This window comes from Halegenticoccus tardaugens, from assembly GCF_004116405.1.
GTDB classification, from domain to species: Archaea; Halobacteriota; Halobacteria; order Halobacteriales; family Haloferacaceae; genus Halegenticoccus; species Halegenticoccus tardaugens.
Genome location: NZ_SDIC01000006.1, coordinates 161,170 through 173,244, shown reverse-complemented (window position 1 = coordinate 173,244; position 12,075 = coordinate 161,170). Strand labels below are relative to the sequence as shown.

The 12,075-nt window shown below is 69.5% G+C and carries 12 protein-coding genes; 6 read left to right on the top strand and 6 right to left on the bottom strand.

Going from position 1 to position 12,075, the window contains the following annotated elements:
* Positions 1-74: 74 nt before the first annotated feature.
* Together dnaK and C3L37_RS16740 are read right to left on the bottom strand one after the other, a co-directional pair.
* The gene (gene dnaK, locus C3L37_RS16745) at positions 75-1,946 is read right to left on the bottom strand and encodes a molecular chaperone DnaK (protein ID WP_129115741.1); all 1,872 of its coding nucleotides are present in this window, start codon (positions 1,944-1,946) and stop codon (positions 75-77) included.
* Positions 1,947-2,192: 246 nt separating this feature from the next.
* Positions 2,193-2,936: a nucleotide exchange factor GrpE gene (locus C3L37_RS16740; RefSeq protein ID WP_129115740.1), complete on the bottom strand. Its 744-nt coding sequence runs from the start codon at positions 2,934-2,936 to the stop codon at positions 2,193-2,195.
* A 283-nt stretch (positions 2,937-3,219) separates the two neighbouring features.
* On the opposite strand from C3L37_RS16740, the gene C3L37_RS16735 reads away from it, so the two are divergent.
* Complete coding sequence (locus C3L37_RS16735; RefSeq protein WP_129115739.1) at positions 3,220-4,221, top strand: glycerophosphodiester phosphodiesterase; 1,002 nt, start codon at positions 3,220-3,222, stop codon at positions 4,219-4,221.
* A gap of 23 nt (positions 4,222-4,244) precedes the next feature.
* Here the strand turns inward: C3L37_RS16735 and C3L37_RS16730 are convergent, their stop codons facing one another.
* A complete protein-coding gene (locus tag C3L37_RS16730) occupies positions 4,245-4,985 on the bottom strand; it encodes a proteasome assembly chaperone family protein (RefSeq protein ID WP_129115738.1) in 741 nt (246 codons plus the stop codon).
* Positions 4,986-5,105: 120 nt separating this feature from the next.
* Here C3L37_RS16730 and C3L37_RS16725 point away from each other — a divergent pair, with 120 nt between their 5' ends.
* Positions 5,106-6,041 carry an RsmB/NOP family class I SAM-dependent RNA methyltransferase gene (locus tag C3L37_RS16725; protein ID WP_129115737.1) on the top strand — a complete coding sequence of 312 codons (936 nt, stop codon included), beginning with the start codon at positions 5,106-5,108 and terminating at the stop codon, positions 6,039-6,041.
* Complete coding sequence (locus C3L37_RS16720; protein ID WP_129115736.1) at positions 6,038-6,565, top strand: DUF7122 family protein; 528 nt, start codon at positions 6,038-6,040, stop codon at positions 6,563-6,565. The genes C3L37_RS16725 and C3L37_RS16720 overlap by 4 nt, the downstream gene beginning before the upstream one ends.
* A 15-nt stretch (positions 6,566-6,580) precedes the next feature.
* Here the strand turns inward: C3L37_RS16720 and C3L37_RS16715 are convergent, their stop codons facing one another.
* Both C3L37_RS16715 and C3L37_RS16710 read right to left on the bottom strand, forming a co-directional pair.
* Positions 6,581-6,787 (bottom strand): hypothetical protein, encoded by a 207-nt coding sequence (locus tag C3L37_RS16715; protein ID WP_129115735.1) that lies wholly within the window; start codon positions 6,785-6,787, stop codon positions 6,581-6,583.
* A gap of 108 nt (positions 6,788-6,895) precedes the next feature.
* Positions 6,896-8,437: a DUF790 family protein gene (locus C3L37_RS16710; RefSeq protein WP_129115734.1), complete on the bottom strand. Its 1,542-nt coding sequence runs from the start codon at positions 8,435-8,437 to the stop codon at positions 6,896-6,898.
* 146 nt (positions 8,438-8,583) lie between these two features.
* Between C3L37_RS16710 and C3L37_RS16705 the strand changes: the two genes are divergently transcribed.
* Together C3L37_RS16705 and C3L37_RS16700 are read left to right on the top strand one after the other, a co-directional pair.
* On the top strand, positions 8,584-8,997 hold the full coding sequence (locus C3L37_RS16705; RefSeq protein WP_129115733.1) for a transcriptional initiation protein Tat: 414 nt from the start codon (positions 8,584-8,586) through the stop codon (positions 8,995-8,997).
* A gap of 102 nt (positions 8,998-9,099) precedes the next feature.
* Positions 9,100-9,333, top strand: coding sequence for a hypothetical protein (locus C3L37_RS16700; RefSeq protein WP_129115732.1), 234 nt, complete (start codon positions 9,100-9,102; stop codon positions 9,331-9,333).
* 91 nt (positions 9,334-9,424) lie between these two features.
* Here C3L37_RS16700 and C3L37_RS16695 read toward each other — a convergent pair whose 3' ends face one another.
* Positions 9,425-10,774 (bottom strand): DEAD/DEAH box helicase family protein, encoded by a 1,350-nt coding sequence (locus C3L37_RS16695; protein ID WP_129115731.1) that lies wholly within the window; start codon positions 10,772-10,774, stop codon positions 9,425-9,427.
* Between the two features lie 137 nt (positions 10,775-10,911).
* On the opposite strand from C3L37_RS16695, the gene C3L37_RS16690 reads away from it, so the two are divergent.
* The gene (locus C3L37_RS16690; protein ID WP_129115730.1) at positions 10,912-12,033 is read left to right on the top strand and encodes a pyridoxal phosphate-dependent aminotransferase; all 1,122 of its coding nucleotides are present in this window, start codon (positions 10,912-10,914) and stop codon (positions 12,031-12,033) included.
* Positions 12,034-12,075: the final 42 nt, after the last annotated feature.

Sequence of the window (12,075 nt, the reverse complement as noted above, 5' to 3'; positions counted from 1 at the left end):
CCGAACCGACCCTACCGGTCCTCGTCGTCCACGTCATCAGAACGCGAAGCGTTCTGATTGGCTCAAGACGACGACTACTCGTCGTCGTCTTGAACGTCCTCGAAGTCGGCGTCGACGTACTCGTCCCCGTCGCCGCCGGGGTTAGCCCCGGGACCCGCGCCTTCGGGACCCGCGCCGCCGGGGCCCGCCTGCGCCTGCGCCTGCTGTTGGTACATGCGCTTTCCGATCTCCTGGAGCTGCTTCGCGAGGGCCTCGGTCGACGCCTCCAGCTCCTCGGTCGTGGCGTCCTCGTCTTCGAGCGTCTCCTCGACGTCCTCGACGGCCGCCTCGATGTCCTCGCGGAGGTCGTCGTCGACGTTCTCCTCGTTCTCTTCGAGGAGGGTTTGGGCGCGCTGGACGGCGCTCTCGGCCTCGTTGCGCGCCTCGATGCGCTCGCGGCGCTCCCTGTCCTCTTCTGCGTGCTGTTCGGCCTCCTCCTGCATCCGGTCGATCTGCTCGTCGGAGAGACCCGCGCCGCCCTCGATGGTGATCGACTCGGCGTTGCCGGAGCCCTTGTCCTCCGCGGAGACGTTGACGATGCCGTTCTCGTCGATGTTGAACGTCACCTCGATCTGCGGCGTGCCCGCCGGGGCCGGCGGAATGCCCGAGAGCTGGAACTCGCCCAGCAGCTCGTTCTTGTTCGCGATCTCGCGTTCGCCCTGGAAGACGCGGACCTGCACGGAGGTCTGGTTGGCCGCCGCGGTGGTGAAGATCTTCGACTCCTCGGTCGGGATCGTCGTGTTCTTCTCGATGAGCCGCTCGAACAGGCCGCCCTTGACCTCGATGCCGAGCGACAGGGGCGTGACGTCGAGGAGGACGATGTCGTCGACCTCGCCGCCGAGGACGCCGCCCTGGATGGCCGCGCCGAGCGCGACCGCCTCGTCGGGGTTGACGTTCTTCTTCGGCTCCCGACCGACGAGTTCCTCGACTTTCTCCTGCACCTGCGGCATCCGGGTCGACCCGCCGACGAGGATCACCTCGTCGATCTCGTCCTCGTCGTAGCCGGCGTCGGAGAGCGCCTGCTCCGTCGGCTCGACGGTTCGGTCGATGAGGTCCTTCGTGAGGCTCTCGAACTTCGCGCGCGTCAGGGAGTTTTCGAGGTGGACCGGGCCGGAGTCGGTGGCGGTGATGAACGGGAGGTTGATGTCCGTCTCCTTGCGGCTGGACAGCTCGATCTTCGCCTCCTCGGCGGCGTCCTTCAGGCGCTGGAGGGCCTGGCGGTCCTCGCGGAGGTCGATCCCGTGGTCGTTCTCGAACTCCTCCGCGAGGTAGTCGATGATCGCCTCGTCCCAGTCGTCGCCGCCGAGCCGGTTGTCCCCGTTCGTGGCGACGACCTCGTAGACGCCGCCGCCCAGATCGAGGATGGAGACGTCGAAGGTGCCGCCGCCGAGGTCGTAGACGAGCACGGTCTGATCCGAGTCGTCGTCGAGGCCGTAGGCCATCGAGGCGGCCGTCGGCTCGTTGATGATCCGCTCGACCTCGAAGCCCGCGATCTCGCCCGCGTCCTTCGTCGCCTGCCGCTGGCGGTCGTTGAAGTACGCCGGGACCGTGATGACCGCCTTCTCCACGTCGTCGCCGAGGTAGTCCTCCGCGTCGCGTTTGATCTTCTGGAGGATCATCGCCGAGATCTGCTCCGGCGTGTACTCCTTGCCTTCGACCTCGACCGTGTACCCCTCCTCTCCCATGTGGCGCTTGATGGAGCGGAACGTCCGGTCGGGGTTCTGGATCGCCTGATTCTTCGCCGGCTTCCCGACGAGTCGCTCCTCGTCATCGGTGAACGCGACGACGGAGGGCGTCGTCCGGTCGCCCTCGGCGTTCACGATGATCTCCGGGTCGCCACCTTCCATCACCGCGAACGCGCTGTTCGTGGTACCGAGGTCGATACCCAGGATCTTGTTACTCGCCATCTTTGGCGGGACTACCGCCTTGTGTCGGTTAAAGGTTACTAGTCGGGGCGGCTTCGGCGCGCGCGACGATCGAACGCTGTCTATCGATTCTCGACAAAGCGTCCGACGGGAGGTCGGTGCGTTTAAGCCGACCGCAAACAAGCCGTTCGGCCGCCCCGCGACCGCACGTCTTCCGCCCGGGTGCTCACCCCTTCGTACCGCGGCCGCTCGTCCTCCGTACGGCTGCTCCTCATCGTCGTACCGCGGCTACTCGTCTTTGCTCACCGTGATCTGCGCCGCGCGGAGCACCCTGTCGGCCATCTCGTAGCCCGGTTGGTACACGCTGGCGACGGTGTCCTCGGGCTGGTCGCTCTCGACGCGCATCATCACCTCGTGGCGCTGGGGATCGACCTCCTCGCCCGGCTCGGGCTCGATGACCGAGACGTTCTCGTCGGCGAGGATGCGGTCGAACTCGTCGAGCGTCGCCCGCAACCCGTCGCGGATGTCGGCGCTCTCGTCCTGGTCGAGCGCCCGCACGAGGTTGTCCCGGACGGTCACGACCCGCTCGACCAGATCCTCCGTCGCCCGGTCTCGGATCTGCTGCTGGCGCTTTTTCGCGCGCTTTTTGTAGTTCTGGAAGTCCGCCTGCGATCGCTTCAGGCGATTCTGGAGGTCGTCGATCCGCTCCTCCCGCGCCGCCAGCTCCGATTCGAGGTCGTCGACGCGGGTCCGAAGCTCGCGGACCTCGGCGGCGAGTTCGTCGTCGACGTCGTCGTCGGCTTCGTCTGCGGGTTCCTCGTCTGCTTCTTCGACGGCGGCGTTCGCCGCCTCTTCGGCGGACGCGTCGCTCGCCTCCTCGGCGTTCTCCGCCGTCTCGTCGGCGGATTCCTCGACACTCTCGTCGCGGTCGGAAGCGGTCTCGTCGCCGTTCGCGCCGACGGCGTCCGCCTCGGGCGAGTCGTCGAACTGCTCGGATTCGTCTCCGCGGGCATCGCCAGCGTCTTCGGTCATACCCGGGGGAAACCGCCCGCGGAGTATAAGACTTGTAGAAACGGCCCGAACCGCCGACGTCCGCCGGTTCTCGGATGACCGACGGAGGTCAAGGTCAGGGTGTGACGCGACGGACTCGAACCGACGGCATCGAACGAACGAGTCACGTCCGCGCGGCGCTCCGGAGCGGTACCGTGCGGTACGTACCGCTTCGAGCGTCATCTTTTCGCAACCATCATACGTTGTGTGATATTTCATATTATTATAAAAATATTAATCTTTTGTTGCCGCAGAGAGAGTCGTCATGGGTGACGAATCACGCGAAGTCAACCGACGGCGGTTTCTGCAAGGGACGGGCGTCGCGGTCGCCGGGGCGGCTCTGGGCGCCGGGACGGCCGCCGCGGACGAACGGAGCGCGGCCGACGGCGAGATGAGCGGGCGTCCGCTCGACGGCGACGAACCGGCGGTCATCGCACACCGCGGGTTCGCGGGCGTCTACCCGGAGAACACGGTCGGGGCGGTGCGCGAGTCCGCCAAGGGCGGCCGGTCGAACGACGCCCGGGTCCGCGGCGCGGACATGATCGAGATCGACATCGTCCCGACGGCCGACGGCGACGTCGTCGTCTTCCACGACGACGGACTCGCGGAGCGCGACGGCGGCGAGCGCGGCCTGACCGACAAGGAGGGCATCGTCTGGGAGACGCCCACCGAGGAGGTGCTGTCGGCGGAGGTCCTCGAAAGCGGCGAGACGGTGCCGCTCCTGACGGAGGTCATGGACGCGATCCCGCCGTCGGTCGGCGTCAACGTCGAGTTCAAGAACCCCGGTTCGGAGGACGTCCGGTTCGCCGAGAACCTCGACGGGGACGAGTTGGAGGCGCAGAAGGACCTCTGGAGACCGTTCACCGAGAGGGCGCTGGAGATCGTCGCCGAGTACGAAAACGAGATCCTCGTCTCGTCGTTCTACGAGGCCGCGATCGCGACGGTTCGGGAGACGGACCCGAGCGTGCCGGTCGCGTTCCTCTTCTGGGACTCCATCGAGGACGGCCTCGACATCACCCGCGAGTACGACTGCGAGGCGCTCCACCCGCCGCTGTACCTGATCAGGGGGACGCCATTCTTCGGCGACGAGTGGGCCAGCGACGTCGAGGACGTCGACCTCGTCGAGGTCGCCCACGAGGAGGGGCGGACGGTCAACGTCTGGACGACGCGGAGCTGGTACGAGGCCGAACGGCTCCGCGCCGTCGGCGTCGACGGCATCATCTCGGACTTCCCGGGGCTGCTTCGGTTCGGCTCGCGGAACCGCTAAGCCGCTTCGGTCCGCGATTTCCCTCACTGATACATCCGGAGCGGCTGCGCCTGCGTGCTCTCCTCGCTCGCCTCCTGGAGGCGCTGGACGAGCCGCTCCCTCGCCTCGCGGATGTCCTCGGCCCGGTCGACGAGTTTCTCGGTGGGCACGTCGACGCCGGCGAGCGGTTCGATGCCGTCCTTGATGATCGTCCGCGCCGCCTGCGGATCGGGAAACTGCGGGTCGGACTCGACGACGAGCCCGACGGACGTGCGGTCGTTCTCCACGGAGAAGTTCAAGAGTGCACCGGTCGGCCCCGACACGAGTCCGGCCTCCATCGGCGTGTCGATCCCCGCGTCGGAGAGCAGTTCGTCACCCTCGCCCGTCGAGACGCCGTACAGCGAGGGAACCTCGGCGGGCTGCTCGCGGGGGATACCGCTTATGTAGATCGGCGTCACGTCGTTCTCGTCGAACCAGTCGGCGACGCAGTTCGCGAACTCGGTCGCGGCGGCCGGCGAGATCGGGACGTCGCTCCGGAGGACGAGCAAGTCCCGCTCCTCGTCGGCGTACAGGCGGACGGGCGTGTGAAGCCCCGGGTCGCCGTCGGCGTAGACCGCCACGCGCGGGATGCCCTCGCAGTGGACGTTCGCGTAGTGGGTCATCTCGAACTCGCTCGCGACGTGGTCCGCCGCGATCTTGCCGACGAGTCCGACGCCCGGCAGCCCCTCGATCAGCATCGGCGAGTCGAGCGCGAGATCCTCGTCGAGGATGTTGACGTGAGCCATGTCCGTGCCAACGAGTAGCGTCGTAGTAAAGCCGTTGGCGAGCCCGGAACGCGGGCAAATCGCGGACGGTGAGGGCGCGAGTCCGAAACCGACAAGCGACCGCGTCGGAAAGGGGCCCCAATGAACCCACTGAAGCGGTACCTGCCGCTCGTCGACGACGAGGAGGCGTTCCTCGACGCCTGCGGGCGGCCGCTCCCGTACGTCGTCCGAGTCAACACGATCAAGGCGAGCGCGGTGCGCGCCCGGGCCGCCCTCGACGAGGTCGGCGCGACGTACGAGCCCGCCGACTGGCACCCCGGTCTCCTCCGGCTCGACGGCGGCGGCGTCGGGGCGACGTGGCCGTACTTCCACGGCTGGCTCCACGGGCAGGAGGAGGTGTCCGCGCTCCCGGCGCTCGTGCTCGACCCGCAACCCGGCGAGCGCGTCTGGGACGCCTGCGCCGCGCCGGGCAGCAAGACCACCCAGCTGTCGGCGCTGATGGACGACCGCGGCCTCGTCGTCGGCAACGACAACAACCTCGGTCGGCTGTCGGCGCTGCGCTCGAACGCCGAGCGCCTCGGCGTGACGAACCTCGCGGTGACGAACGAGGACGCGCGAAACTTCTCGCTGAAGCCGTTCGAGGGCGACGGGGAGGAGCCGCACGCCTTCGACGCGTTCGACCGCGCGCTCGTCGACGCGCCCTGCTCCTGCGAGGGAACCTGTCGGAAGAACCCCGACGCGCTGGATCAGTGGACGATGGACCACGTGAGGAGCGTCGTCGGTGTCCAGAAGGGGATCCTCCGGCGGGCAGTGCAGGCGACGAAACCCGGCGGCACGGTCGTCTACTCCACTTGCACGTTCGCGCCCGAGGAGAACGAGGGCGTCCTCGATCACGTCCTCGGCGAGGAAGCGTGCCGGCTCGTCGGGTTCGACGCGCCGCTCGACGCATCGCCGGGCGTCACGGAGTGGGAGGGCGAGGAGTACGACCCGAGCGTCGAGAAGGCCCGCCGCGTCTACCCCCACCAGAACGACACCGGCGGGTTCTTCTGCGCGAAACTGGAGGTGACCGCCGGATGAGCGGGGACGACGAACCGACGAACGACGGCGGGCGGTTCGACCGCCTGCCGGCGACCGCCGACGAGCGCGAGGTTCCCGGGCGCGCCACCCGCGAGGAGGTCCTGCGGTGGTGGGAGGACCGCTTCGGCGTCGACCCGAACGCCTTCGAAGGCCACAGCTTCTGGGAGAAGGGCGCGGGGAAGATCTGGGCGCTCGCGGGCGACGTCGTCGATCCCATCGCCGTCGAGGGGCTGGGGATGACGATCCTGCGGACGCGACAGGAGCACTGGAAGCCGACGACGAACGCCGTCCAGCGGTTCGGTCGGGCGGCGACGCGGAACGTGATCGAACTCGACGGCGCGCGCGCGTCGCGCTTCGCCGCCGGCGAGGATCAGGAAATAGAGTGGGACGGCGACTGGGGCTACCTCGTCGTCGCCCACGAACTGGCCGGCGGGCGCGAGCCGATCGGCGTCGGCCTGTACCTCCACGGCGAACTCCGGTCGACGATCCCGAAGGGACGCCGGGAGTCGATGAAGGAGTTGTGACGACGCGCCGTTCGGCTACGCGCGCTTTCGTCGGTAGCCGCGGAGCAGCAGTTCGAGAACGACGCCGGCCGCGCTCGACCGGTAGGCGATGGCCGCCGCGGTGACGAGGAGGACGGCGAGCTTCGTCTTGCCGCGTTTCAGCGCCGAGGCGGCCTGCGCGACGAACGAGAGGGCGCTCAGACGGCGCGACCACTTCGAACCGAGCAGCTTCTTGAGGGCCATACCATCACGTTGGCACTCGAAGGACAAAAATCGTCCCCCCGCGCGTCCCGATCCTCGCTCCTCGTCGGCTCGACCGTTCCGATTCCGTCGATCCGACCGTTCCGAGCCTCACTCCGCCTTCTCGCGGAGCGTGCCGCCGCCGAGCCCCTCCCACTCGACCCGGAAGCCGAGCGCGGAGAGCGCGGCGCTCGCGTCGTCGACGCCGCGAGCTTCGAGCGCAGCTTCCGCCTCGGCGAGGGACATCCCCGGCTCGATCTCGTCGCGCAGGCCGTCGAGGACCGCGGGGCGGACGAGCGTCCGCCCGATCCGCTCGTGGGCCGGGAAGCGCTTGTCCTCGACGGCGTCGACGCTCGCGCCGTGGGCGGCGGCGAGGTCCGCGAGGGTGACGACGTCGGCGTCGGGCTCGAGTTCGTCCGGCAAGTCGGCCGCCGCGTCGGCGACGAGGTCGCGCTCGTACCGGCGGAGCGCGTCGACCACGTCCTTGACGCGGACGGTCCCGCGGTAGGGGATCGCGCGGTGGTCGCGCGCTTCGACCTCGTCGCTCACGGCGAGGCCCTCGTCGACGGCGACGAGGAGTTCCACGTCTTCGAGGGTCGCGAGTTGGCCCAGCTTCTTCTCGACGTACTCCGGGGTCCAAAAGCCCATGATCTCGAAGTAGACCCGGAAGTCCGCGTGCCGGTAGTCGAAGGCGAAGTCCGGGATCATCACCCGGTGGCCGGCTTCGAGCGGTTCGGGCTCGCGAACCAGTCCCCAGTCGAGATCGAGTCCGGAAAAACGGGCCGCGAAGTCGGACTCGACGCCGCTATCGTACGTCGGCTCCGCGACGGGGTCGACCCCGGGGACCGACACGTCGGCCTCCGAGAGCCGCATCTCGCGCTCCGTCCCGCGGTCGTCGATCGTCGCGACCAGCGTCCACTCGGCCGTTCCCGCGGCGGTTCGAAGCAGGCGGGCGAACGCCGTCCCGTACCGGCGCGTTCGCCGGAAGAGCGCGTCCGGGCCGGTGACGACCACCTCCCGCCCGTCCTCCGTCTTCCGGATCTCGTACATCAGCCGGAGCCGCTTCACGGCGGAGACGAGCGCGCGCGGGTCCGAACTCCGGACGCGGACCTCGGTCGCGTCGAACAGCGCCGTCTGCGCGAGCGAGAGGTTGTACTGCGCGACGAGTTCGTCCGGGCCCCAGCGCGGATCGAACGCGACGAGCACCTGATTCGTCTCGCGGTCGGCGTAGAGCGACCGTTCGAGGGCGTCGCCGCCGACGCCGAGTCGATCGGCGGCCGCGTCGAGCGCGGTCTCGCGCTCGTCGGCGCTCGCGACGCCCACCGACTCGGCGCACTCGAAGACCGTCCGCCGGACGCGCTCCGGCGGGATCGCGGCGTCGGTTTCGAACGACGCCTCGCGGTCGAGCAGGGCGGCGAAGCCGCGAACGATCTTAAAGCCGTCCGTGGACCGCCGCGGGGCGTCGGCGTCGCGCTCGACCGCCTCGGATTCGAGCTCCGCGAGCGCCTCCTCCAGCCGGCCGCGTCGCTCGCCGACGTGGCCCTGATAGACGCCGAGCACGCGGGCGGCGAGCGGGCGCGCCTCGCTCCCGACGAACCGGGGGCGGTACCCGCCGCCGGCACGGGAGACGCGGAGGAGATCCTTCGTGAGCACGGGGGAGCCTTCCCGTCGGAGAGCTAAAAGCGCCGCGGACCCGTCGCGGGCGCGCGACGGGTGCCGAAAGCGCGGGTAGCGCGGACGGGGATCGTCGGTCCGGCGCGGACGACAAGGCTCGTACCGCCGGGGCGAAACCCGGGGATATGGCAACGAAGCGACGTGCCCTGCTCTGCGCGCTCGGGCTCGGTCTCTTCGGCGGCTGCCTCTCGAACCCGCCGGGACCGACCGGTCCCCGGACGCCGCCGAAGTCGCCGGAACCGACGCCGCGCGAGGAGACCGAGGAGAAGCCGCCGCTGTACGTGGACGACTTCGAATTCGAGGAGACCGCGGAGGGCGAGCTTCGGGCGATCGTCACGGTCGGAAACCGGACCGGGGACGACCTCGACGGCACGGTGGTCGGACTGGTCACGGTCGGGGACGACGAGCACGAGGAGAGCGAGGACGTGACCGTCGCCGGCGACGGCGTCGCCGAGGTTCGGTTCGCGTATCCGGTCGCCTACGAGGACTTCGAGCGAAACGGGTCGTTCACCCCGTCGGTGACGGCGTCGGCGGAGTGACGCGTCCGTCGGGCGGGCTTATATTCGGGCCGATCGAACGGCCGGTATGAGCGGGATCGAACTCCGGGGGACGGGTAGAACGGCTGGGCGTGGAGGAGGAGTATGAACGACTCGAACGAGCGTGAGGCGCTGGCGGAGAAACGCGAGCGAAACCGTGAGCGGCGCATCGAAGCCGTGAAGCGCTGGGTGGCCTACATCGAGGAGAACCCGCCCGAAACGAGGGGACCGCAACAGAACAAGCTCGTCAACGCTCAGCTGCAATCGGCCCGCGAGTCGGGGCTGAACGCGGAACACTATCTGCGAGTTAGAAAGTCGGGCGAGGACGACCGGCGGTAGCGTCCGCACTCCGCTGCCGCTCGGTTCTCGCGCCGGTCGATCCCCGTCGCCGTCGTTTCGCGTCGTCGCCTCGTTTCGCCGTCGTCTCGTATCACCGCCGTCTCGCCGCCACGCGCTCTTCGGCCGTCTCGCGGCTCACGAGTTCGTACAGGAGCGCCCGCCCGCCGTCGTCCTTCGGCCGGAGGACGCGCCCGAGCCGCTGGGTGAACTCGCGCTCGCTGCCGCTGCCCGAGAGCACGACGGCGACGTTCGCGTCGGGCACGTCGACGCCCTCGTCGAGGACGTTCGCGGTGACGACCCGGCCGTACGTTCCCCGTCTGAACCGTTCGAGGATCTCCCGGCGCTCCGCCGCGCCGGTCTCGTTCGTGATCGCGGGCAGGAGAAAGCGCTCGGAGAGTCGGTAGACGAGGTCGGTGTGGGCGGTGAAGACGATGATCCGGTCGTCGCGGTGGCGGTCGAGAATGCGCGCCAGTTCGCAGACCTTGTTGTCGGAGTTCATCATGAGGTCCCGCGCGCGCTGTTTCGCGAGCAGCGCCTCGCGGGCCCGCGGGTCCGTCCCGGAGCGTTTTACGAGTTCCAGATAGTCGCTCCCGCTGTCGAACGAGATCGCGCTGGTGCGGACGTAGTCGACGAACGTCCCCTGCGCCTCCTCGTAGCGCTCGCGCTCTCGGTCCGTGAGCTCCACCTCGATGCGCTTTATGTCGTAGTCGGCGAGGTGCGTGCCCGCGAGGTCGTCCACGTCCGCCGCGTAGACTCGCGGACCGACGAGGTCGGAGACCACCTCGTGTGCGCCGTCGGGCCGTTCGAACGTCGCCGTGAGGCCCATCCGGGCGGGCGCGGCGAGGAGGCGGGCGATGTCGCGGTAGCCCTCGCCGCCGAGGTGGTGCACCTCGTCGAAGACGACGAGGCCGAAGTCGCCGCCGACCTCGTCCGCGCGCAGGTACGCGGAGTCGTACGTCGACACCGTGATCGCCTCCCGCCGCTGCTCGCTGCCGCCGAACCGACCGATCGGGCGGTCGAACTCCGCTTCGAGTTCGCGCCCCCACTGGTCGAGCAGGTCGATCGTCGGCACGACCACGAGCGTCGGGGTCGAGAGCGCGACGATCGCCGCGATCCCGATGACGGTCTTTCCGCTCCCCGTCGGGAGTTCGAGCACGCCGCGGTCTCCACGTTCTCGCCACGCGTCGAGCGCCTCGCGCTGGTACTCGCGCAGTTCGTACGCGGTGTCGAGATCGAGGTCGTCGTCGGGAAGCGAGAGGACGCGGTCCTCGTAGTCGACGCCGCGCGCGTCGAGCGCGTCCCGCAGGTCGGCGTAGCGGAAGGCGGGGGCCCGCGCGGTTCCGCTCCGCGGGTCCGCCTCGACGAACGGAAGCGCCGGGAGCGCCGCGTCGTCCCCGTCGATCCGGATCGTCCCGTCCTCGAACGACAGCGTGAGGGTCACCGGGTGACCGTTCGGATCGGAGGGGTAAATCGACACCGGACGCGATCGGCGGTCGGGACGCCGCGGAAACCGCCGAACGCGGCCGTCGTCGACCCCGCGTAGCAAGAACTATCACGCCTCCCCGCCCCGAATAGGCCATGACGAAGTTCTCCGCGCGCGTGGAGCAGGTTTCCATAAGCGGCATCCGCGAGGTGTTCGAGGCGGCGGGGGCCGACGCGATCAACCTCGGGATCGGACAGCCCGACTTCCCCGCCCCCGAACACGCCCGCGAGGCGGCCATCGAGGCGATCTCGGACGGGCGGGCCGACGCGTACACCGAGAACAAGGGGCGTCGGAGCCTCAGAGAGGCGATCGCGGACAAGCACCGACGCGACCAGGGGGTCGAACTCGACCCGGACGACGTCATCGCCACCGCCGGCGGCAGCGAGGCGCTCCACCTCGCGCTGGAGGCGCACGTCGACCCCGGCGACGAGGTGCTCATCCCCGATCCCGGGTTCGTCTCCTACGACGCGCTGACGAAGCTCGCGGGCGGGACGCCCGTACCGGTGCCGCTCCGCGAGGACCTCACCATCGACCCGGCGGCGGTCGAGGAGGCGATCACGGACCGCACCGCGGCGTTCGTCGTCAACAGCCCCGGCAACCCGACCGGCGCGGTGTCGTCGCCGGCGGACGTGCGCGAGTTCGCCCGCATCGCCGACGAGCACGACGTGCTCTGCATCTCCGACGAGGTGTACGAGTACACGGTGTTCGACGGCGAACACCGGTCGCCGATCGAGTTCGCCGAAAGCGACAACGTGGCCGTGATCAACTCGGCATCGAAGCTCTACTCGATGACGGGCTGGCGGCTCGGCTGGGTGACGGCGTCGAGCGACCGGATCGCCCGAATGGTCCGCGTCCACCAGTACGCGCAGGCCTGCGCGAGCGCCCCCGCCCAGTTCGCCGCCGAGGCGGCGCTGACCGGACCGCAGGACGTCGTCGAGGAGATGACCGCGTCGTTCGAGGAGCGCCGCGACCTCCTGCTCGACGGCCTCGCCGAGATCGGCATCGACTGTCCGACCCCGCGCGGGGCGTTCTACGCCATGCCGAAGGTCCCGGCGGGGTGGGTGAAAGAGTGCATCGGTCGCGGCGTCATCGTCGTGCCCGGCGAGGCGTTCGGCGCGCACGGCGACGGCTACGCCCGCATCTCCTACGCGACGGGCGTCGACGAGCTGGAGGAGGCGCTCTCGATCATGGGCGACGCCGCGCGGGCGGTCCGCTGAACGGGTCGAACGCACGGCGCAAAATCGGCCCGTCGGCGGTTC

Bases quoted from the DNA above. Each gene is read 5' to 3' on its own strand.
- C3L37_RS16720 (WP_129115736.1), top strand. From the start codon at position 6,038: ATGAGCGGGGACGACGAACCGACGAACGACGGCGGGCGGTTCGACCGC.
- C3L37_RS16735 (WP_129115739.1), top strand. From the start codon at position 3,220: ATGGGTGACGAATCACGCGAAGTCAACCGACGGCGGTTTCTGCAAGGG.
- C3L37_RS16725 (WP_129115737.1), top strand. From the start codon at position 5,106: ATGAACCCACTGAAGCGGTACCTGCCGCTCGTCGACGACGAGGAGGCG.
- C3L37_RS16705 (WP_129115733.1), top strand. From the start codon at position 8,584: ATGGCAACGAAGCGACGTGCCCTGCTCTGCGCGCTCGGGCTCGGTCTC.
- C3L37_RS16700 (WP_129115732.1), top strand. From the start codon at position 9,100: ATGAACGACTCGAACGAGCGTGAGGCGCTGGCGGAGAAACGCGAGCGA.
- dnaK (WP_129115741.1), bottom strand. From the start codon at position 1,946: ATGGCGAGTAACAAGATCCTGGGTATCGACCTCGGTACCACGAACAGC.
- C3L37_RS16740 (WP_129115740.1), bottom strand. From the start codon at position 2,936: ATGACCGAAGACGCTGGCGATGCCCGCGGAGACGAATCCGAGCAGTTC.
- C3L37_RS16690 (WP_129115730.1), top strand. From the start codon at position 10,912: ATGACGAAGTTCTCCGCGCGCGTGGAGCAGGTTTCCATAAGCGGCATC.
- C3L37_RS16730 (WP_129115738.1), bottom strand. From the start codon at position 4,985: ATGGCTCACGTCAACATCCTCGACGAGGATCTCGCGCTCGACTCGCCG.
- C3L37_RS16715 (WP_129115735.1), bottom strand. From the start codon at position 6,787: ATGGCCCTCAAGAAGCTGCTCGGTTCGAAGTGGTCGCGCCGTCTGAGC.